The 21,026-nt window shown below is 77.0% G+C and carries 18 protein-coding genes and 3 tRNA genes; 15 read left to right on the forward strand and 6 right to left on the reverse strand.

The genetic code is table 11. The annotated features are described in order from the left end of the window. Positions 1-221: 221 nt before the first annotated feature. From ACI79Y_RS18180 to ACI79Y_RS18190, 3 genes are all read left to right on the forward strand, one after another. A tRNA-Ser gene (locus tag ACI79Y_RS18180) sits at positions 222-311 on the forward strand. A gap of 18 nt (positions 312-329) precedes the next feature. After that, positions 330-402, forward strand: a tRNA-Arg gene (locus ACI79Y_RS18185). Between the two features lie 276 nt (positions 403-678). Then, on the forward strand, positions 679-3,381 hold the full coding sequence (locus ACI79Y_RS18190) for a transglycosylase domain-containing protein (RefSeq protein WP_457159836.1): 2,703 nt from the start codon (positions 679-681) through the stop codon (positions 3,379-3,381). A gap of 129 nt (positions 3,382-3,510) precedes the next feature. On the opposite strand, the gene ACI79Y_RS18195 is transcribed toward ACI79Y_RS18190, so the two are convergent. From ACI79Y_RS18195 to ACI79Y_RS18205, 3 genes are all read right to left on the reverse strand, one after another. Next, positions 3,511-4,422, reverse strand: a complete 912-nt coding sequence (locus tag ACI79Y_RS18195; RefSeq protein WP_457159837.1) for a universal stress protein — start codon at positions 4,420-4,422, stop codon at positions 3,511-3,513. Continuing rightward, positions 4,419-5,051, reverse strand: a complete 633-nt coding sequence (locus ACI79Y_RS18200) for an APC family permease (RefSeq protein WP_457159838.1) — start codon at positions 5,049-5,051, stop codon at positions 4,419-4,421. Before ACI79Y_RS18200 ends, ACI79Y_RS18195 begins: the two co-directional genes overlap by 4 nt. Positions 5,052-5,127: 76 nt before the next feature. After that, positions 5,128-6,441: an alpha-hydroxy-acid oxidizing protein gene (locus ACI79Y_RS18205; RefSeq protein ID WP_457159839.1), complete on the reverse strand. Its 1,314-nt coding sequence runs from the start codon at positions 6,439-6,441 to the stop codon at positions 5,128-5,130. Between the two features lie 275 nt (positions 6,442-6,716). Between ACI79Y_RS18205 and ACI79Y_RS18210 the strand changes: the two genes are divergently transcribed. The 9 genes from ACI79Y_RS18210 (at position 6,717) to ACI79Y_RS18250 (ending at position 16,395) form a co-directional block, all read left to right on the forward strand. Next, complete coding sequence (locus ACI79Y_RS18210) at positions 6,717-7,820, forward strand: hypothetical protein (protein WP_457159840.1); 1,104 nt, start codon at positions 6,717-6,719, stop codon at positions 7,818-7,820. A gap of 49 nt (positions 7,821-7,869) precedes the next feature. Further along, the gene (locus tag ACI79Y_RS18215) at positions 7,870-8,385 is read left to right on the forward strand and encodes a MarR family winged helix-turn-helix transcriptional regulator (RefSeq protein ID WP_457141873.1); all 516 of its coding nucleotides are present in this window, start codon (positions 7,870-7,872) and stop codon (positions 8,383-8,385) included. A gap of 195 nt (positions 8,386-8,580) precedes the next feature. Continuing rightward, positions 8,581-10,080, forward strand: a complete 1,500-nt coding sequence (locus tag ACI79Y_RS18220) for an HAD-IIIA family hydrolase (protein ID WP_457159841.1) — start codon at positions 8,581-8,583, stop codon at positions 10,078-10,080. Between the two features lie 65 nt (positions 10,081-10,145). Next, a complete protein-coding gene (locus tag ACI79Y_RS18225; protein WP_457159842.1) occupies positions 10,146-11,135 on the forward strand; it encodes a glycosyltransferase family 9 protein in 990 nt (329 codons plus the stop codon). Then, the gene (locus tag ACI79Y_RS18230) at positions 11,132-12,109 is read left to right on the forward strand and encodes a glycosyltransferase (protein ID WP_457159843.1); all 978 of its coding nucleotides are present in this window, start codon (positions 11,132-11,134) and stop codon (positions 12,107-12,109) included. The genes ACI79Y_RS18225 and ACI79Y_RS18230 overlap by 4 nt, the downstream gene beginning before the upstream one ends. Continuing rightward, a complete protein-coding gene (locus tag ACI79Y_RS18235) occupies positions 12,106-13,314 on the forward strand; it encodes a glycosyltransferase (RefSeq protein ID WP_457159844.1) in 1,209 nt (402 codons plus the stop codon). The genes ACI79Y_RS18230 and ACI79Y_RS18235 overlap by 4 nt, the downstream gene beginning before the upstream one ends. A gap of 20 nt (positions 13,315-13,334) precedes the next feature. Next, the gene (locus ACI79Y_RS18240) at positions 13,335-14,018 is read left to right on the forward strand and encodes a D-sedoheptulose-7-phosphate isomerase (RefSeq protein ID WP_457159845.1); all 684 of its coding nucleotides are present in this window, start codon (positions 13,335-13,337) and stop codon (positions 14,016-14,018) included. After that, positions 14,015-15,388, forward strand: coding sequence for a D-glycero-beta-D-manno-heptose 1-phosphate adenylyltransferase (gene rfaE2 / locus ACI79Y_RS18245; protein WP_457159846.1), 1,374 nt, complete (start codon positions 14,015-14,017; stop codon positions 15,386-15,388). The genes ACI79Y_RS18240 and rfaE2 overlap by 4 nt, the downstream gene beginning before the upstream one ends. Before the next feature lie 98 nt (positions 15,389-15,486). Then, on the forward strand, positions 15,487-16,395 hold the full coding sequence (locus ACI79Y_RS18250; RefSeq protein WP_457159847.1) for a glycosyltransferase family 9 protein: 909 nt from the start codon (positions 15,487-15,489) through the stop codon (positions 16,393-16,395). 143 nt (positions 16,396-16,538) lie between these two features. Here the strand turns inward: ACI79Y_RS18250 and ACI79Y_RS18255 are convergent, their stop codons facing one another. The 3 genes from ACI79Y_RS18255 to ACI79Y_RS18265 all read right to left on the reverse strand — a co-directional run bounded on the left by ACI79Y_RS18255 (position 16,539) and on the right by ACI79Y_RS18265 (position 19,772). Then, positions 16,539-18,206, reverse strand: a complete 1,668-nt coding sequence (locus ACI79Y_RS18255) for a VWA domain-containing protein (protein ID WP_457159848.1) — start codon at positions 18,204-18,206, stop codon at positions 16,539-16,541. Positions 18,207-18,480: 274 nt separating this feature from the next. Beyond that, complete coding sequence (locus tag ACI79Y_RS18260) at positions 18,481-18,729, reverse strand: DUF2630 family protein (protein ID WP_457159849.1); 249 nt, start codon at positions 18,727-18,729, stop codon at positions 18,481-18,483. Positions 18,730-18,794: 65 nt separating this feature from the next. After that, positions 18,795-19,772 (reverse strand): prephenate dehydrogenase, encoded by a 978-nt coding sequence (locus tag ACI79Y_RS18265; protein WP_457159850.1) that lies wholly within the window; start codon positions 19,770-19,772, stop codon positions 18,795-18,797. A gap of 11 nt (positions 19,773-19,783) precedes the next feature. Here ACI79Y_RS18265 and ACI79Y_RS18270 point away from each other — a divergent pair, with 11 nt between their 5' ends. The 3 genes from ACI79Y_RS18270 (at position 19,784) to ACI79Y_RS18280 (ending at position 20,959) form a co-directional block, all read left to right on the forward strand. Further along, a complete protein-coding gene (locus tag ACI79Y_RS18270; protein WP_457159851.1) occupies positions 19,784-20,293 on the forward strand; it encodes a tRNA adenosine deaminase-associated protein in 510 nt (169 codons plus the stop codon). A gap of 109 nt (positions 20,294-20,402) precedes the next feature. Continuing rightward, positions 20,403-20,861, forward strand: a complete 459-nt coding sequence (locus ACI79Y_RS18275; RefSeq protein WP_457159852.1) for a nucleoside deaminase — start codon at positions 20,403-20,405, stop codon at positions 20,859-20,861. A 10-nt stretch (positions 20,862-20,871) separates the two neighbouring features. Further along, a tRNA-Ser gene (locus tag ACI79Y_RS18280) sits at positions 20,872-20,959 on the forward strand. Positions 20,960-21,026: the final 67 nt, after the last annotated feature.

Consider the following 21,026-nt stretch of genomic DNA (forward strand, 5'->3'; position numbering starts at 1 on the left):
CCGCCCCCCCCCCCCCCCCCCCCCCCCCCCCCCCCCCCCCCCCCCCCCCCCCCCCCCCCCCCCCCCCCCCCCCCCCCCCCCCCCCCCCCCCCCCCCCCCCCCCCCCCCCCTGTGCGGGGGGTGGTCCTGTCGGGGAAGGTGGTCGGCGGACCCCCGTTGGGACTCCCCGTGAGGCGCTGGTAGCCTTCTCTCTCGGTGGTTCCGGGGGAACTCGGAATCCGGGAGGCTTCGCCTAGTCCGGTCTATGGCGCCGCACTGCTAATGCGGTTTGGGGTAACCCCCCATCCCGGGTTCAAATCCCGGAGCCTCCGCGCAACAACTGAACACAGGCACCCGTAGCTCAACGGATAGAGCATCTGACTACGGATCAGAAGGTTAGGGGTTCGAGTCCCTTCGGGTGCACGTCTGGTTGAGACAGCGCACGGCCCCGTTCTCCTCGGAGAGCGGGGCCGTTCGTCCGTCCGGCCCCGTCGCGAGGCCGCTGCGGCACATGACGGTCTCGTTGCGATCCTCGCATCCGCGCATCCCCGCCCCTCCTGGTGAGCAGTGCAGTCGGGTTCCGTGGGCGCCCGCCCACTCGTCGAGGCGCCGGGGGTGTAGGTCATCGCCAGGGAGTCGCAGCAGTGGCTGCTGCCGGACGTCGAGCCCGCGCGCGGGCGTCGCCGGGCCCCCGGCGGGGTGCTGCTGCGCCTGCTGCTGGCCGTCGTCCTGGCCGGTGGGCTCGTGGCAGGGGTGCTCGCCCCGTGGCTGGCCGGCGTCGGCCTCGCCGCCAAGCAGGGCGGTGCGCTCGTGCAGCCGCTGGACGCCCCGGCCGTCGACGACCGGCTGCCCGGCAACAGCCGGGTGCTCGCTGCCGACGGCTCGCTGATCACCGAGTTCTACCGGCGCAACCGCACCCCGGTCCCGGGTGAGCAGATCGCCGAGGTGGCCAAGGACGCCCTCGTCGCGATCGAGGACGAGCGCTTCCGCGACCACCCCGGCGTCGACCCCCGCGGGCTGACCCGGGCGCTGCTGCGCAACATCGCCGCCGGCGAGGTGTCCGAGGGCGGGTCGACGATCACCCAGCAGCTGGTCAAGCAGCTGCGGCTGCAGACGGCGCAGGACGCCGCCGGCCGCGCCGACGCCACCGCCGACACCCTGGGCCGGAAGCTCAGCGAGGCGCAGATCGCGCTGGCGCTCGAGGAGCGCTACACCAAGGACGAGATCCTCACCCGGTACCTGAACACGGTCTACTACGGCAACGGCGCCTACGGCATCGCCGCCGCCGCGCAGCGCTACTTCGCCACCACCCCCGACCAGCTCACCGCCGCGCAGGGGGCGCTGCTGGCCGGACTGGTCCGCAGCCCCTCGCTCTACGACCCGGTGACCGCCCCCGAGCGGGCGCTCGCCCGGCGCGACCTGGTGCTGACCCGGATGGCCGATGTCGGGTTGCTCGACCCCGTCGCCGCCGAGGCCGCCCGCGCCGAGCCGCTCGGCATCGTCGACGGCGGCACCCCGCCCAACGGCTGCACCGACGCGCGGATCGGCGGCTTCTTCTGCGGCCACCTGCTCGACGAGTTGGCCGACCGCTACGGCCTCACCCCCGGGCGCCTGCAGGCCGGCGGGCTCACCATCCGCACCACCCTGGACCCCGCGCTGCAGCAGGCCGCCGACGCCGCCGTCCGGCAGGAGCTGGACACCACCGACCCACGGGCCGGCATCTTCGTCGCCGTGCAGCCGGGCACCGGGCGGGTGTTGGCGATGGCGGTCAACCGCGAGTACGGCCTGGACGAGAGCGACCCCGCGCAGACCACCGTCGTCCTCCCCGCCGTCGCGGGCCAGGGCACCGGCTCCACCTACAAGGTGTTCACCGCGGTCGCCGCGATGGAGGCCGACTACGGCCTCGACCTGGAGCTGCGCACCGCCGATCCGTACGTCTCCAGCGTCTACCAGGACGGCGACGAGCCCTACGACGTGCAGAACGCCGGCCGCTACCCGTCCCGGCTGGACATGGAGGAGGCGCTCTACCGCTCCTCCAACACCTACTTCCTGGCGCTGGAGGACCTGCTCGGCAGCGTCGAGGGGCCCGTGCGCGTCGCGCAGCGGATGGGTCTGCGCAGCCTCGACCCGGTGGCCGACCAGGTCGTGGCAGAGAACCGCGGGTCGTTCACCTTCGGCGCCGAGCCGACCAGCCCGCTCGCCCTCACCAACGCCTATGCCACCCTCGCCGCCGGCGGCACCGCCTGCCGCCCGCTGCTGGTGGAGGAGGTGCTCGACCGGACCGGCCAGCCGCTGACCGGCCCGGAGGGCCAGCCCCTCGGCGGGCAGCCCGAGTGCACGCCCGAGGCGATCGCGCCGGGGATCGCCGCCACGGTGAGCCAGGCGCTGCGCAAGGACGTCGAGCCCGGCCACCCCGGCCAGACCGGCCGCCGGGCGTACGTGCCCGGGCACGAGATCGCCGGCAAGACCGGCACCTCGCAGGACAACTACTCGGCGACCTTCGTCGGGTACACGCCCGAGTTCGCGGCCGGGGTCATGGTCTACGACCCGCAGGAGAACCGGGACGTCGGCAGCTTCGGCGGCGGCATCCCGGCGACGATCTGGCGGGAGGCGATGACGCCGGTGCTGTCCGGCCGTCCCGCCGCGCCCTTCCCGCCGGCCGACCCGGAGTACCTGCGTGGCGCGAGCGCCGAGGTCCCCCGTGGCTGTGTCGGCAACGGGGCGACCGCCTGCCGGTCGCTGCTGGCGGAGGCGGGGTACGAGCCGGTGCGCCGGGTCGTCGACGCCGCGGTGCCGGCCGGTCGCGTCGTGGGGCTCCGACCCGCCGCCGGGACGCCGGTGCCGCCCGGGCAGCAGGTGGTGCTGCTGGTGAGCAACGGCTCGCAGTACAGCCCGCCGCGCCCCTCGCCGACCCCGGAACCCGCACCGGCCCCCGAGCCCGCTCCCGAGCCCACTCCGCTGCCGGAGCCAGCTCCCGAGCCCAGCCCGGAGCCCGCGCCGGAACCGACGCCTACGCCGGAACCGACACCTACGCCGGAGCCCAGCCCCGTGCCCAGTCCTGAGCCCAGCCCGGAGCCGGAGCCGAGCCCTGAGCCCAGCCCGGAGCCGGAGCCGAGTCCTGAGCCCAGCCCGGAGCCGGGGCCGAGTCCTGAGCCCAGCCCCGAGCCCAGCACCGAGCCGGAGCCCAGCACCGAGCCGGAGCCCAGCACCGAGCCGGAGCCCAGCCCCGAGCCGGCTCCCGAGCCCAGCACGGAGCCGGAGCCGGAGCCCAGCCCCGAGCCGGCTCCCGAGCCCAGCACGGAGCCGGAGCCCAGCCCCGAGCCGGAGCCCAGCCCCGAGCCGGAACCGGAACCGGAACCGGCTCCCGAGCCCGCGCCGACCGCTGCGCCGCCGGGCGACTGATCGCAGTGGCGGGCGGGGGGCCGGTCCTGACGGTCTGGCCGCGTTGGTCGGTCCCTCCAGCAGTGGAGGGCCATTGGTAGCCGGCTTCCCCCGCCCGCAGCCGACTGTGACTCAGGCCACACTCGGCCGTCAAGAGCGTGACGGCGTGCCGTCCGCGCCACGCGGGACGACGATCACCGGCACCGGGGCGGCGCGCACGATCGTCGTCGCCGTCGACCCGAGGAAGACCCGGGCCAGTGGGCCCAGCCGCGACGAGCCGACCACCAGCACGTCACCCGGCTCCCACGGCACGGCCGCCACCGCCCCCGCCCAGCCGGCCCCGCGGGCCAACACCGTCTCCGGGGCAGGTCCCGGGCCCGGCCAGCTGTCGACCACCTCGTCCAGCGAGCCGCGCGCCTGCCCCGCCCACTCCTGGCTCACCAGTTGCTCGACCCGCAGCCCGGTCTCCGAGGGCAGCATCGCCGCCCGCTCGGGTACGAAGGTGACCATCCGCACCGGCACCCCCCAGCGTTCGGCCGCCGCCCGGGTGGTGGCCAGCGCCTCGCGTGAGCGCGCCGTCCCCGCCCAGGCGCAGGTCAGCCGGGTCGGCGGCCCCTGGCCGACCCAGTCCCGCGGGGCCAGCGCGAGCGGCACCGGCGAGCTGTGCAGCAGCCGCTCGGCCACCGATCCGGCGGAGAACCGGCCCGGCGGCGCCGCCGCGGCCGCACCCAGCACCAGCAGCCGCGCCTGGTAGCGGTGCACCGCCTCGACCAGCCCCGCGGGCATCGACGCCCCCGGCACCACGGCGGTGCGCACGTCGTCGACCCCGGCGCGGCGCAGCCCGGTCACCGCCTCGGCCTGGCGGGTCACGGTCAGCGCCGCCCGCCACTGCAGGTACTCCCGGTCGACGCGGGAGGCGATCGCGCTGATCGGGCCCGGTGGCACCACGGTCGCCACGACGGCGGGGGAGTCCTCGGCCAGCGCGAGGCCGGCGGCCAGCTGGAGCGCGGCGTCGTCCCCGCTGCCGTGCTCGGCGGCCTCCCAGCCCAGCAGCACCGTCATCGCGTCGTCGTCCGGAGCGCGGAGTGGGTGCGGGCGTAGGTGACGTAGAGGACCGCGGCGATCGTCAGCCAGCCGGCGGACAGCAGCCAGGTCGTGGCCGGCAGCCCGGCGATCAGGTACAGGCAGAACGCCACCGACAGCACCGGCACCACCGGGTGGCCGGGCACCCGGGAGCCGCGCGGCAGGTCGGGCCGGGTGCGCCGCAGCACGACCAGCCCCACCGAGACGACGCTGAACGCGACGAGCGTGCCCATGCTGGTCGGGTCGACGAGGACGTCCCGCGGCAGGAAGCCGGCCAGTGCGGCGACGGACACGGCCACCGCGACGGTGCCGCACAGCGGGGTGAGCGTGCGCGGGTCGACCCGGCTGACCAGCGCCGGCACCATCCTGTCGCGGCTCATCGCGAACAGGATCCGGGTCTGCCCGTACATCGCCACCGAGAAGATCGACACCACCGCACCGGCGGCCAGCACGATGCCCGGCCAGCTCGAGGACGCCGCAACGCTGGTCCGCGCGGCGCCGAGCGGCCCGATCCGGCGGGCGAGCTGCCCCTCCCCGCCGGCGTCGTCGTCCGCCGTCGGCACGGGCCTGCGCCGGAACAGCTGGGCGCGCAACGACGGGTCGGTCACCAGGGAACTGTGCCGCCTCCGTGCTCCGCCGACCACCGCGGGGCAGAAATGGCCATCTCTGCCGCCGCGTGGGGTGTCAGGGACGGCGGACGAGGACCTCCGGGGTCAGCTGGTCGACGGCGGTGTGGCCGGTCAGGCCCAGGGTGAGGTCGAACTCCCCGAGCACGTCCTCGACCACCTGGCGCACGCCGGCCTCCCCGGCCAGCCCCAGCCCCCACACCCACGGCCGGCCCAGCAGCACCGCCCGGGCGCCGAGCGCGACGGCGACGAGCACGTCGGCGCCGCTGCGCACGCCGCTGTCGAAGAGCACCGGCATCCGGTCGCCGACCGCGGCGACCACACCGGGCAGCGCGTCCAGCGCCGCGATCGAGCGGTCGACCTGCCGGCCGCCGTGGGTGCTGACCACCAGCCCGTCGACGCCCTCGTCGGCCGCCCGGCGCGCGTCGTCGGGGTGCAGCACGCCCTTGAGCACGATCGGCAGCCGGGTGCGCTCGCGCAGCCAGGCGAGGTCGGCCCAGGTGATCGAGGGCCGGGAGTAGATGGACAGGAAGGTCTCGACGGCGGCCCGGGGGAGCGGGGAGCGCAGGTTCTCCACCAGCGGTCCCGGCCAGGCGCGGGCCATGCCGACCAGCGCGCGGACGGCGGACAGCGTCGGGCGCGGCTGCGGGTGTCGCCGGGGTGGTGCGGGCGGGGGGCCGCTCTGCGCGCCGGCCGCGGCGGCCCGCTCCTCGACCAGCCGGCGGAACACCGGGTCGGAGGTGTACTGGGCGATCCCCTTGCCCAGCGCGAAGGGCAGGTGGCCGAGGTCCAGGTCCCGCGGGCGCCAGCCGAGCATCGTGGTGTCCAGCGTGACGACGACGGCCTCGCAGCCGCTGGCCTCGGCCCGCGCGAGCAGGCTCTCCACCAGCTCGTCGGAGGTCGACCAGTACAGCTGCATCCAGCGCGGGGAGTCGCCCATCGCCGCTGCGGTGGTCTCCATCGGCACCGACGCCTGGTTGGAGAAGACCATCGGGACGCCGAGGGACGCCGCCGCGCGGGCCACGGCCAGGTCGCCCTCGGGGTGGACCAGCTCCAGCGCGCCGACCGGGTCCAGCAGCAGCGGGGCGGGCAGGCGCCGGCCGAAGAGCTCGACCGAGGTGTCCCGGGAGCTGACGTCGCGCAGCACGCGCGGCACCACCGCCCAGCGGTCGAAGGCCGCGCGGTCGGCGCGCTGGGTGTCCTCGTCGCCGGCGCCCCCGGCCACGTAGGCGGAGGCGCGGGGGTCCAGCCGCCGCCTGGCCCGTTCGGCCAGCGCCCGATAGACGGTGGGCACCCGGGGGTGCCGGCCGTAGACGCCCGCCCGGTAGACGGTGTCCTGCCGCTGACGTCCGGTGCCCGCCGCTGAGCTCACCCCGGCCACCGTAGTGAGCGATGTGACCGGGCTCTCGGGAGCCCGCGCCGGGCGGCGCGGCGCCGCCGACACGCCGGTGACACGGGAGTGGCCCGTGTGACGAACGGACGACGGAACGGCCGGCGCGGACATGATCGGTGCACCTGGTGGGCAGAGCAGCGGGGATGCCGCAAGGAAGCCGTCCGCCGGGCGCGCGGGAACGGGGGTCAGCAGTGCCGACGACGACACCGTCCGGGCAGGGCGCGCTGCGCCCGGCCGGGACGCTGACACTCGTCGTGGGCGCTGCCCTCGTGTCCGGTGCCGTGCTCGCGCCGCCGGCCGCCGCGATCGAGGACACCCGCCGACCCGACGTCCAGGTCACCCACGGGCCCAGTTGCGGGCCGGCGGTCGTCCGGGTGGTGGTCACCAACGGCTCCGAGCCCCACCGGGTCGCGCTGGTGTTCGACGGGGCCACCGAGCAGGCCGCCGCCGACCTGCCGGCCGGCGCCCAGGCCGAGCTCACCAGCTCCGACGTCGACTGGGGCGTCACCGTCGACGTCTCGGTCACGGTCACCGACCCCGACGGCGCCGCCGAGACCCCGGTGGAGCTGGGCACCTACACCCGGCCCAGCGCCGAGGACTGCGCCGCGGTCACCGCGCCGCCGTCCGCTCCGGTCGAGCCCGTGCCGCCGTCGTCCGAGCCGCCGTCGTCGTCGTCCGAGCCGCCACCGTCCGAGCTGCCGTCGTCCGAGCCGCCACCGTCCGAGCTGCCACCGTCCGAGCTGCCACCGTCCGAGCCGCCGTCGTCGTCCGCCTCGTCGGTGCCCCCGTCGGCGCCCTCGTCGGCGCCCTCGTCGGCGCCCTCGTCGGTGCCCCCGTCGGCGCCCTCCCCGGTGCCCCCGTCAGTGCCGGGGACGCCGGACAGCCCGGCGCCCGCGCCGTCGCAGGAGCCCTCGCCGGCGCCCGCTCCCGGCACGCCCGGGACCAGCGCGCCCCGGCCGTCCGCACCGGCGACCAGCGCCGGCCCGGCGGTGGCCGTCGCCGCCGGGGGAACGGTCACCGTGCGGGGCTCCGGGTTCGCGCCCGGTGAGCTGGTCACGGTGACGATGCGCGGCGTCGACGATCCGCTGACCACCGTGACCGCCGGTCCCGGCGGCCGGGTGGAGGCGGTCGTCCGGATCCCGGGCGAGGTCGCCCCGGGCGCCGCCCGCGTCGAGCTGGTCGGCAGCGAGTCGACGGCCACCGCCGAGCTCGACCTCCAGGTGGCCGCCGCCAGCCGGCCGGTCGCCGACCGCCCCACCCCGACGCTCGTCGCCGGGATCGCCCTGCTGGCTACCGCGGGCGCGCTCGGTGCGGTGGCCCGGCGCCGCACCCGTGGCGGCGACCACCCCCCGCACTGAGCGCACCACCGCCAGCCACCCAGACCGCACACGGAGGACCTGACCCGACATGGAGCAGCACACCGACCCGCGACCCGACGGCGCGCCCGCCCGGGGTGTGCCGAGGGACGTCAGTGGGCTCGCGGCCGCCGGGCCCTCTGCCACCGAGACCTGGCTGCGGATCGTGCAGGTGCACGACCGGGTCACCCGGCGGGTCGACTCCGCCCTCCACCGGCAGCACGGCGTCTCGCTCACCGGCTTCGAGGTGCTGCGCCGGGTCGCGGAGTCGCCGGGCGAGAGCGCGTCGATGGGGGAGCTGGCCGAGGCGGTCGGGTTGTCCCGGCCCGGCATCACGAGCACCGTCAACCGGCTGGTCGCCGAGGGGCTGGTCACCCGGGAGCGGGTCGGCGGCGACCGGCGGCTGCTGCACGCCCGGCTCACCGACGTCGGCCGGGACCGGGTGCGCGCGGCCGGCCGGACGCACGACGACCTGGTCGCGCACCTGCTGACCCTGCTCGGCGACGACGCCGGCGTGGTCACCGACGCGCTGGCCCGGGTCTCCGCCGCCGCCCGCCGCCCCCGCTGAGCCGCTCCCCAGGGCGGCTCGACCCGCGGGGGGGCTGGTCGACCCGGGGCGGCACGGACGGTTCCGGCGGGGAACGGCCGCGACACTCCCGGGCGAGGGGTGACCGCCGCTCGATCGGGGTAGTCACGTCGACGGCCGGGAAAAACTTAAAGCCCGTAGTGTTTCGGCGGCGATCTTGGGGGCACCCTGGCGGGCATGACGGGTGCTCTGGCCAACTGCACGCTGGTCGTGCCGACGATCGGCCGACCGTCCCTCGGCGTCCTGCTCGACGCGCTCGCCGGCGCCACCGGCCCGCGCCCGGCGGAGCTCGTGCTGGTCGACGACCGGCCCACCGGCCTCCCGCTGCAGCCCGACCGCGACGGCCTGCCCCCGGTCCGGGTGGTGCGCACCGGCGGTGGTGGCCCCGCTCGCGCCCGCAACCTCGGCTGGCGGGTCGCCCGCACCGAGTGGATCGCCTACCTCGACGACGACGTGGTCCCCGACCCCGACTGGTACGAGAGGCTGGCCACCGACCTGGCCGCGCTGCCCGCCGACGTCGCCGGCACCCAGGGCCGGGTCCGGGTGCCGCTGCCCGAGGGCCGGCGCCCCACCGACTGGGAGCGCGGCACCGCGGGCCTGGCCACCAGCAGCTGGATCACCGCCGACCTCGCCTACCGCCGCGCCGCGCTGGCCGCCGTCGGCGGGTTCGACGAGCGCTTCCCCCGCGCCTTCCGGGAGGACTCCGACCTGGCGCTGCGGGTGATGGACACCGGCGCGCGGCTCACTCGCGGCGAGCGGTGGATCACCCACCCGGTGCGCCCGGTCGACCGCTGGGTCAGCGCCCGGGTGCAGGCCGGCAACGCCGACGACGTCCTCATGCGCCGCCTGCACGGCCCGACCTGGCGTGAGCGCGCCGACGCCGCCGTCGGCCGCCGCCCCCGCCACCTCGCCGTCACCGGTGCTGCCCTCGGCACGCTGGGTCTTGCGGTGGCCGGCAGGCCGAAGGCCGCCGCGCTCGCCGCGCTGGGCTGGGCCGCCGGAACGGCGGAGTTCGCCTGGGCCCGCATCGCACCGGGCCCACGCACCCGCGACGAGGTGGTCACCATGGCGCTGACCAGCGCGGTCATCCCGCCGCTGGCCACCTGGCACTTCCTCCGCGGCGCCGTGCAGCACCGCGCCGTCACCCCCTGGCGCGGGCTGCCCGACGTGGTGCTCTTCGACCGCGACGGCACGCTGGTGCACGACGTCCCCTACAACGGCGACCCGGCGCTGGTCCGCCCGGTCGACGGTGCGCGCGAGGCGCTGGACGCGCTCCGCGCCCGCGGCGTGCGGATCGGCCTGGTGACCAACCAGTCCGGGGTCGGCCGGGGGCTGATCACCCGCGCCCAGGCCGACGCGGTCAACGCCCGGGTCGCCGAGCTGCTCGGCCCCTTCGACACCGTGCAGGTCTGCCCGCACGCCCCCGAGGACGGCTGCGACTGCCGCAAGCCCGCCCCCGGCATGGTGAAGGCCGCCTGCGCCGAGCTGGACGTCGACCCGGCGCGCTGCGTGCTGATCGGCGACATCGCCGCCGACGTGCAGGCCGCCGCGGCTGCCGGCGCCCACGGCGTCCTCGTGCCCACGCCGGTCACCCGCCCCGAGGAGGTCACCGCCGCCGCGCACCGCGCGCCGACGCTCACCGAGGCGGTCGACGACGTCCTGGCCGGCGCCTGGTGACCGCCCCCCAGCGCGCTTTCTCGCGAGAAAGCGCGGGTGCTTTGTCGCGAGAAAGCGCGCGGACGGTGCTCGTCGCGCGGCTGGACAACGCCGGCGACGTGCTGCTGCAGGGGCCGCTGGTCCGCGCGGTCGCGCACGGCGCCGACCGGGTGGTGTTCCTGGCCAGCCCGCAGGGCACCGCCGCCGCGCAGCTGCTGCCCGGCGTCGACGAGGTGCTCACCTGGCACTGCCCGTGGATCGACGGCAACCCCCAGCCGGTCGACGCCGCCGACCTCGCCGCGCTCGCCGACCGGGTCCGCGCGGCCGGGGTCACCGAGGCGGTCGTCTCCACCTCCTTCCACCAGTCACCGCTGCCGCTGGCGTTGGTGCTGCGCACCGCCGGGGTGCAGCGGATCTCCGCGATCAGCGTCGACTACCCCGGCTCGCTGCTCGACGTCCGGCACCGGGTCGACGACGACCTGCCGGAGCCCGAGCGGGCGCTGTCGCTGGCCGGCGCCGCCGGGTTCGAGCTGCCCACCGGTGACGACGGCCGGCTCGCCGTCCGCCGGCCGCTGCCGGCGATCGACCACCAGCCCGGCTACGTCGTCCTGCACCCCGGTGCCTCCGTGCCCGCCCGCGCCTGGCCGGCGCAGCGCTGCGCGGAGGCGGTCGAGGCCCTGACCGACGCCGGCCGGCGGGTGCTGGTCACCGGCGGGCCGGGCGAGCGGGCGCTCACCGCGGCCGTCGCCGGCGCCCGCGGCACCGACCTGGGCGGGGCGACCACCCTCGCCGAGATGGCCGCGCTGCTCGACGGCGCGGCCGCCGTCGTCGTCGGCAACACCGGCCCGGCGCACCTCGCCGCCGCGGTCGGCACCCCCGTCGTCTCGCTGTTCTCCCCGGTCGTCCCGGCCGTGCGGTGGGCGCCCTACGGCGTCCCCACCGTGCTGCTCGGCGACCAGTCCGCCCCCTGCCGCGACACCCGCGCCCGCGAGTGCCCGGTGCCGGGGCACCCCTGCCTCACCTCCGTCACCGCCGGCGACGTCGTCGCCGCCGTCGAGAAGCTGGTCGCCGCATGAAGGTCCTGCTCTGGCACGTGCACGGCTCCTGGACGACGGCGTTCGTCCAGGGCTCGCACGACTACCTGCTGCCCGTCGTGACGGGTCCCGATGGGAGGCGCAGCCCCGACGGGCTGGGCCGGGCCCGCACCTGGAACTGGCCGGCGTCGGCCCGGGAGGTGACGCCTGAGCAGCTGCGCGAGGAACAGCCCGACGTCGTCGTGCTGCAGCGCCCCCGTGACCTGGAGCTGGTGCGCGAGTGGCTGGGCCGCGAGCCGGGCCGCGACCTGCCCGCGGTGTTCCTGGAGCACAACGCGCCGGACGGGGGAGTGCCGAACACCCGGCACCCGATGGCCGACCAGTCGGCGATCCCGATCGCGCACGTCACGCACTTCAACCAGCTGTTCTACGACAACGGCTCGGCGCCCACCGTGGTGATCGAGCACGGCATCGTCGACCCCGGAGAGCGCTACACCGGCGAGCTCGCCCGGGCCGGCGTCGTGGTCAACGAGCCGGTGCGCCGCGGCCGGTACACCGGCGGGGACCTGCTGCCGCTGTTCGCCGAGGCCGCTCCGCTGGACGTCTTCGGCATGGGGCTCGCCGGGCTGCACGAGCGCTACGGCCTGGATCCCCAGCGGGTCGGCCTGCACGACGACCCTCCGCAGGCCGCGATGCACGCCGAGCTCGCCCGACGCCGGGTGTACCTGCACCCGGTGCGCTGGACGTCGCTGGGCCTGTCGCTGCTGGAGGCCATGCACCTCGGCCTGCCGGTCGTCGGGCTGGCCACCACCGAGGCGGTGGAGGCGGTGCCGGCCGAGGCCGGCGTGCTCTCCACCCGGCCGGAGAAGCTGGCCGCCGCGCTGCGGCACTTCATCGACGAGCCCGACGCCGCCCGGCTGGCCGGCAAGGCCGCCCGCGCCGCCGCACTGGACCGCTACGGGCTCGACCGGTTCCTCACCGACTGGGACCGCCTGCTGGAGGAGGTCACCCGATGAAGATCGACCTGGTCAGCGAGCACGCCTCGCCGCTCGCCGCCATCGGCGGTGTGGACGCCGGTGGGCAGAACGTGCACGTCGCGGCGCTGGCCGCGGGCCTGGCGATGCGCGGCCACGAGGTCACCGTGCACACCCGCCGCGACGACGCCGACCTGCCCGACCGGGTGGTCACCGCCGACGGCTACGCCGTCGCCCACGTGACCGCCGGACCGCCGCGCGCCGTCCCGAAGGACGACCTGCTGCAGCACATGGGCACGTTCGCCCAGGTGCTCGCCGCCGAGTGGGCCGCCGACCGGCCCGATCTGGTGCACGCCCACTTCTGGATGAGCGGGCTCGCCTCGGTGCAGGCGGCCGCGCCCCTGGGCATCCCGGTGCTGCAGACCTTCCACGCCCTCGGCTCGGTCAAGCGCCGCCACCAGGGCGACGCCGACACCTCGCCCGAGCAGCGCATCGACCTCGAGCGCGGGCTGTGCTCCGACGTCAGCCACGTCGTCGCCACCTGCACCGACGAGGTCTTCGAGCTGCGTCGCCTGGGTCTGCCCAGCGACCGGGTCTCGGTCGTCCCGTGCGGGGTCGACACCGGCGTCTTCACCCCCGACGGGCCGGTCGCGCCGCGCTCGGGCCGTCAGCGCCTGCTGGTGCTCGGCCGGCTGGTCGAGCGCAAGGGGCAGGAGGACGCGGTCCGGGCGCTGGTGCACGTGCCCGACGCCGAGCTGGTCGTCGTCGGCGGGCCGGACGCCGCCGAGCTGGACACCGACCCCGAGGTCACCCGGCTGCGCGCCATCGCCGCGTCCCTGGGTGTCGCCGACCGGCTGGTGTTCACCGGCGCCGTCGCCCGCACCGACGTCCCCGCGTGGGTGCGCTCGGCCGACGTGGTGCTCGCCGTCCCTTGGTACGAGCCGTTCGGCATCACCCCGCTGGAGGCGATGGCCTGCGGGCGCCCGGTGGTCGCCACCGCCGTCGGCGGGCTGGTCGACACCGTGGTCGACGGCCGCACCGGCCTGCTCGTCCCGCCGCGCGACCCCGCCGCCCTGGGCGAGGCGCTCGCCGGCCTGCTCGCCGACGACGTCCGCCGCACCGCCTTCGGCGCCGCCGGGGTGACCCGGGCCCGAACCCGCTACCGGTGGTCGCGGGTCGTCGCCGACACCGACGCCGTGTACCGCCAGGTCCTCACCGCCCGCACGCCGGTGGAGGCCGCCCGATGAGCCCCCGTGGAGGGACCCCGATGAGCGTCACCCCGTTCCCCTCGGCTCCGCTGACCGACCGCGAGGGCGTCTCGCCCGACACCTGCACCCACCTCACCGGGCACGACCACGTGGCCTCGCTGACCGAGGCGCTGGGCGACCTCACCGCGCAGGTCGACACGCTCAACCGCTGGGGGCAGCTGCTCGCCGACGTGCTGTGCTCCGCGGCCCGCGGCCGGCTGCTCGCCGCCGGCAACGGCGGCAGCGCGGCGCAGGCCCAGCACCTCACCGCCGAGCTGGTCGGCCGCTACCGTGCCGACCGGCCGCCGTTCTCCGCCATCTGCCTGACCGCGGAGACGTCGTCGCTGACCGCGATCGCCAACGACTACCCGGCCGACGAGCTCTTCGCCCGCCAGGTCGAGGCGCACGGCCGCGCCGGTGACGTGCTGGTGCTGCTGTCGACGTCGGGCCGCTCACCCAACGCGGTCGCCGCCGCCCGCCGGGCCAAGGAGTGCGGCATCACCGTGCTGGCGATGACCGGGCCGGCGCCCAACCCGCTGGCCGCCGTCGCCGACGACACCGTGGCCATCGACTCGCCGTGGACCGCCACCGTGCAGGAGTGCCACCTGGTCGCCTTGCACCTGCTGTGCGCCGCGTTCGACGCCGCGGTGCTGGCCGAGCCGAGCCGGATCCCGACGGACAACCACGTCGAGGTGGTCCGGTGAAGCCCGACGCCCGCCCGGTCGTCGTCGTCGGCGACGCGTTGCTCGACGTGGACCTGGTCGGGACGGCGTCCCGGCTGACCCCCGACGCCCCGGTGCCGGTGGTCGAGGACGTGCAGACCCGCGAACGCCCCGGCGGGGCGGCGCTGGCCGCCGTCCTGGCCGCCCGCTTCGCGGGGAACCGCGAGGTGGTGCTGGTCGCGCCGCTCGCCGACGACGAGGGCGCCCAGCGGCTGCGCGCCCTGCTCGACGGGCGGGTGCGGCTGATCGCGATCCCGGCCACCGGCGGCACCGCGGTCAAGCAGCGGGTGCGGGTCGGCGACCACTCCGTCGTGCGCATCGACAGCGGCGCCCCGGCGGCGACGCTCGGTGCGCTGCCGGACGAGGCCGCCGCGGCCATCCGCGACGCCGCCGCCGTCCTGGTGGCCGACTACGGCCGGGGGACGACGTCGGCGCCCGACGTGCGCGCCGCCCTGGCCGCGGCCTCCGGTCCGGTCGTCTGGGACCCGCACCCCCGCGGCGCGGACCCGGTGCCCACCGCCCGGCTGGTCACCCCCAACGGCGCGGAGGCCGCGCGGGTGGTCGGGGGTGGCGTGCCCGGCGACGGGCTGGCCGCCGTCGGTGCCCGCGCCGAGGCACTGATCCGGCACTGGGGCGTCGGCGCGGTCGCGGTGACCCTCGGTGCCCGGGGTGCGCTGCTCTCCTACGGCGAGGGCGCGCCGATGGTCGTGCCCGCCACCCCGGTCACCGGCGGCGACCCGTGCGGCGCGGGTGACTCCTTCGCCGCCGCGGCCACCGTCGCGCTCGCCGGCGGCGCCGTCACCGGGGAGGCGGTGACCACCGCGGTCGCCACCGCCGGGGCCTTCGTCGCCCGCGGCGGCGCCTCGTCGTGGGACGCCGTCGCCCCCGAGCCGCTCGCCCCGGCCGCCGACGTCGCCACCCTGCTCGAGCGGGTGCGCCGGGCCGGCGGCACGGTGGTCGCCACCGGCGGCTGCTTCGACCTGCTGCACGCCGGCCACGTCGCCACCCTGCGGGCCGCCCGTGGGCTGGGCGACTGCCTGGTCGTGTGCATCAACTCCGACGCCTCGGTGTCCCGGCTCAAGGGCCCCTCCCGGCCGCTGGTCGCCGCCGAGGACCGGGCCCGGGTGCTGGAGGCGCTGGAGTTCGTCGACGCCGTCGTCGTCTTCGACGAGGACACCCCGTCGGCGGTGCTCGAGCAGCTGCGCCCCGACGTGTGGGCCAAGGGCGGGGACTACGCCGGCGCCGACCTGCCCGAGGCCGCGGTGCTGCGGAAGTGGGGCGGCCAGGCCGTCGTGCTGCCGTACCTGCCCGGCCACTCGACCACCTCCCTGGTCGAGCGCTCCCGCGTCTGATGAAGGACCCCGCGCTTGATCGCGATGGAGCACGCGGGCTTGATCGCGATAAAGCACCCGCGCTTGATCGCGAGAAAGCGCGGCAGCCGGTGGCGGTGGTGCTGCGGCCGCTGGGGCTGGGTGACCTGCTCACCGGGGTGCCGGCGATCCGCGGCGTCCGGGCCGCCGTCCCCGACCACCGGCTGGTGCTGGCGACGACGCGCGCCCTGGAGCCGCTGGCCGCGCTGATCGACGCCGTCGACGAGGTGCTGCCCGCCGTCGAGCTCGAGCCGCTGGACTGGACCGGCCCGCCGCCGGAGCTCGCCGTCGACCTGCACGGCAAGGGGCCTGCCTCGCACGTCGTCGTCGCCGACCTGCACCCGCAGCGGCTGCTCACCTTCGCCAGCCCCGGCTACCCGGGCCCGACCTGGTACCCCGACGAGCACGAGGTGCGGCGCTGGTGCCGGCTGGTCGACGAGGGGCTGGGCGTGCGGTGCGACCCCGACGCGCTCGACCTCGCCGTCCCCGACGTCGATCCGCCGGTGCGTGACGTGGCGGTCGTGCACCCCGGCGCGGCGTTCCCCGGCCGGCGCTGGCCTCCGGAGCGGTTCGCCGCCGTCGCCCGGCACCTGGCCGCGGCGGGGGAGCGGGTGGTGGTCACCGGCGGGCCGGCCGAGCGCGACCTCGCGCTGCGGGTCGCCGAGCTCGCCGGGCTGCCGGACGAGGCGGTGCTGGCCGGCCGGACGACGTCGCTGGAGCTGGCCGCCGTGGTCGCCGCTGCCCGGGTGGTGGTCTGCGGCGACACCGGGGTGGCCCACCTGGCGACCGCCTACCGCCGTCCCTCGGTGGTGCTGTTCGGCCCGGTGTCCCCGGCGCTGTGGGGCCCGCCGCCCCGCGAGCAGCACGTGGTGATCTGGCACGGTGACGGCACCGGCGACCCGTGGGGCACCGAGCTCGACCCCGCGCTGGCCCGGGTGAGCGCCGACGAGGTCACCACCGCCCTCGACCGCCTGCTGACCCACACCTGAACCCCTCGCCCCGGTCCGGCCGAGCGCGTTTTCGCGCGGGAAAGCACCCGTGCTTTCGCGCGGGAAAGCACCCGCGCTTTCGCGCGGGAAAGCACCCGTGCTTTCGCGCGGGAAAGCGCGGGGGAGGGATCCCGCCTGCTGTCCTAGCCGCGGCGGCGGATGGCGTCGAAGAGCACCGACTGCAGGTCCTCGGGGTCCAGCGCCTGGTAGGCGGCGCCCCCGGTGGCCTCGCCGATCTCCTCCAGCGCCCCGAGGTCGGCGTCCGGGCCGAGCGCGATGCCGATGACCTTCACCGGCCGCTCCGGGTCGTTCTCGCTGCGCAGCGTGCTCAGCAGCTGCTCGCGGGTCAGGCCGGCGGCGTCGTCGTCGTTGTCCCCGTCGGTGATCAGCACGACGGAGTTCACCGAGCCGGGGTCGTAGGCATCCCGGGCGGCGCGCACCGCGGCCAGCGTCGTGTCGTAGAGGCCGGTGCCACCGGGCCGCAGCCGGTCGGGGATGCTGCGCAGCTGCTCCGCGACGACCTGCCGGTGCGTGCGGCCGTCGACGTCGGCGCCGAAGGTGCGCAGCGGGGCGAGCTCCTGCCAGTCCCGCTGGCCCTCCAGCTGGTAGGCGAAGGCCCACACACCGCCGGAGTGCGAGTCCGGCAGCAGCCCGAGCGCGCTGAGCGTGGCGTCCCGGGCCAGGGTGGCCCGGGTGCCGTCGCCGACCGGGGCGTTCATCGAGGTGGAGACGTCGACGACGGTCAGCAGTCGGGACGGCGTGGCGAGGCTGGAGACCCGCCCGAGCAGCGTCTGCAGCGTCTCCGGGGCCAGGGTCAGCGTCTCCGGCGCCTCCTCCTGCACGCCGGACCCCTCGCCGGCACCGGCCGGGGCGGCGCCGGTGCGGTCGCGGAAACCGGCCTCGCGCACCGCCTCGTCGGCGGCCTCGGCGGTGAGGGCGCGGAGCACCGCGTCGGTGGCCGGGCGCTCGGCCCCCGGGCCGGTGGTCACCCGGAGCACCGGGTAGTCCAGCGCGGGGGAGCCGTCGGTGGGGTAGACGGCGACCAGCGCGGCGTCCTCGGCGCCGGCGTTGGTGGCCAGCACCTCCTGCTCGCTGGCCGGCACCAGCGGGGCGTCGGCGCCGCCGGCCAGTCCGGCGGCCAGTCCGTCCCCGGCCGTCGGCACCTCGCCGCGGGCAGCAGCGAGCACCGCCGAGACGACGGCGTTGTCCGCCTCCTCGTCGCCACCGAGGGACTGGCGCACGGCGGCGAGGACGGAGAGCCCCTCGGCGCTGGCGGTCAGGTCGGGGACGGCGAGGGCGCGGTCGGTGCGCAGCGCGTCACCCCAGCTGGGCGGGTCCTCGATCCAGCCGAGCTCCTCGGCGGCCGCGCGGCTGGTGGCCAGCACCAGCGGGGAGGTGGCCAGCGACCCCGACGGGTCCAGCCCGGCGTCGGCGCCGGCCCGGGCGGCCCAGAGCGAGGAGTCCGGCACCCACACGTCCGGGAGCTGCTCGGCGTCCAGGGAGCCCAGGTCGGCCAGGGTCTGCAGCGGCTCACGGGCGGTGACCTCGGCGACGGCGCAGCCGCCGTCCGCCAGCTCCAGCGGCTCGGACAGCAGCTGCTCGACGACGTCCCCGACCTCCGGGGCGACGGCGACGCGGACGGTCTGCTCGTCGGGGCAGCCCTCCGCGGACGCCGAGTCGCCGGAGCCGGACAGGCCCCAGGCGAGCAGCCCGCCGCCGATCACGACGACGAGCAGGGCGGCGAGCCCGGCGAGCAGTGCCGGCCGGGCGGGCAGCCCGGAACCGGCGCGCGTGCGGGCGTGGCGCCCCATCTGGCTTCTCCGTAGGTCGTCGGCCCCCTGCGGGGAGCACGGCGCGCGTCGACGGCGCCGGCCGGGTTCGGGTCGGCCGGAACTCTACCCAGCGAAACGGGAGAGGGGGGCGACAAGATCGGCCCGCAGTGCTCGGGCGGTCACGGTCAGTGAACGCGCGGGCAGCCGGACTGCGCGGCGACCGGCTCCCGTCGAGTGGCGGACCACGTGAGTTCCTCGCGGGCACGCCCCCGGGGGTCGCCGTCCCGCGGACGGCGCCCCCCGGCGACCGGCGTCACTGCAGGTAGTTCTCCACCTGCGGCTCCGGTCGGGGCTGCGCCTCGTCCGGGTCCTCGTCGTACTGCCGCTTGGCGTCCCGCTGGCGCTGCAGGTCCCACAGCTGGTCGCGGTCCTGCTCGATCTGGGTGAGCCGGGCGCGCTGCTCCGGGGTGTGGTCCCCGGACTCGCGCAGCTGGCGCTCCTCCTCGGCCAGCGCGTGGATCCGGTCGTGGATCTGCTTGTCGTCCAGGTGCTCGTCGGCCATCTCTTCCTCTCCTCGTGCGTCCCGGTCCTCTTCGTCCCGGTCCACTTGCCCCGCAGCCGGGGTGCTCACGCCTCGGTCCGCTCCGGCGCCCAGCCCTCGACGAAAGCGGCCAGCCGGCGGGTGACCGCGCCCCCGGACCGGCCCAGCGCCAGCAGGGCGCTGCGCTCCAGCGGCACCCGCACCGGGCGGCGCACCGCCGTCGCCGCGGCCCGCACGGCGTGCCCGGCGGCGACCAGCTCGGGCACGGGCCGGTCGAGCTGCGCCCGCACCCGGTCCAGCGCCGCGGCGGCCGGCCCGGCGTTGCCGGTCACCAGCGCGGTCACGAACGCCGGATCGCTGCCGGCGACCCGGGTGCCGTCGCGGAAGCTGCCGGCGGCCAGCGACAGCGCCAACGGTCCCGCCTCGCCTGCCGCGGCCGCGAGCGCGGCGGCCAGCAGGTGCGGGACGGCGCTGATCGCGGCGACGGCGTCGTCGTGCTCGGCCGCGGTCACCGGCACCACCTCCGCGCCCACCGCGAGGGCCAGCTCGGCCACCCGCAGCCAGCGGCGCAGGTCGGTGCCGGGCTCCAGGCACAGCGCCCAGCGGGCGCCCCGGAACAGCTCGGGGTCGACGGCGTCCGGGCCGGAGCGCTCGCTGCCGCACATCGGGTGGCCGCCGACGAACCGGTCCCCGAGCGCCGCCCCCAGCTCGGCCAGGACCGGCACCTTCACCGAGCCGACGTCGGTGACCGTGGCGCCCGGATCGATCCGCAGCCCGTCGAGCGCGGTGCCCAGCACCGGCAGCGGGACGGCGAGGACGACGACGCCGGTGAGCTCCCGGGTGACGAGGACACCGTGCTCCTCGGCGACGGCGCGGGCCGCCGGGTCGACGTCCCAGCCGGAGACCGCCCGCCCCGCGGCGGCCAGGGCGGCGGCCAGCGACCCACCCAGCTGCCCGAGCCCGACCACCGAGACCGGCGGCACCGGCATGGTCGGCACGGGGAACCGGCCCGGGCTCGCGGGCGCCGGGCTCGCTGCGGCCGGGCTCGCTGGGGCATCAGCCATGATCAGAGGCTATGACGACCCTCCCGGACGCCGGCGCCGGACTGCGCCCGAGCTTCGCGGTGCGGGTGTCCCGCACCGACGGCCGCTGGCGGTGCGAGCTGCTGGCCGCCGACGCCTCCGACGAGCTGCCCGTCCTCGAGCGGGCCCTCGCCGAGCCCGCCGCCGCCGGCTGGCCCGGCCCGTACGTGCTGGTCGTGGACAGCCGGCTGTACTTCGTCGTGCTGCGGCCGGGCCCCGGCGGGATGGTGCGGGCGCTGATCTCCGACGCCACCTTCCAGGAGTGGCTGCTGGCCGCGGAGACGGTCGAGCGCTACGGCATCCCGGTCGAGGACGTGGCCTTCGACGAGGACGAGGAGGGCTGGCCCGGCGGCGACCTCGACCTCTTCGCCGACGCCGGGCTGCCCGCCGAGGAGCTGGCGGCGCTGCTGTCCTCCGACGAGCTGTGGGCCGACGAGATGGTGCTGGCGATCGCGGAACGCCTCGGGTTCGCCGAGCAGCTGGCCGAGGTGGCCGCGCCGTGAACGTCGCGAGCGGACCGGGCCGACATCGGGCTGATCGAGTGGTCTTCTCAGAGCTCGTGCTCTGCTCACCACTGGTGAGCAGAGCACGAGCTGCCACGGGAGTGCCCCGGTGACGGACGACGCGGCGATGCTGCGCGCGCTGGAGCTGGCCGCGGGGGCGCAGGAGTGGGGGGACACCCCGATCGGCGCCGTCGTCCTCGGGCCGGACGGGGCGGTGCTGGCCGAGGCGGCCAACGAACGGGAGAAGGTGGGCGACCCCACCGCGCACGCCGAGGTCCTGGCGCTGCGGGCCGCGGCGCAGGCGCACGGCGACGGCTGGCGGCTGACCGGCGCGACCCTGGTGGTCACGCTGGAGCCCTGCACGATGTGCGCCGGCGCCAGCGTGCTCGCCCGGGTGTCCCGGGTGGTCTACGGCGCCGACGACCCGAAGGCCGGCGCGGCCGGGTCGCTGTGGGACGTCGTCCGGGACCGCCGGCTCAACCACCGGCCCGAGGTCACCGGCGGTGTCCGGGCCGAGGAGTCGGCGGCTCTCCTACGCGCCTTCTTCCGCGCCAAGCGGGGCCTGTAGTCTCTCCGGCGGTGGCGTGTCCGAGCGGCCGAAGGAGCACGCCTCGAAAGCGTGTGAGGTGCAAGCCTCCGTGGGTTCAAATCCCACCGCCACCGCCAGGGGCTACCGACGGAAGTTCCGTCGAGTAGCTACGAAAGAGATGGGCAAGCCGCTCCCGGGGCCCCG

The organism is Modestobacter sp. SYSU DS0875 (assembly GCF_054050915.1).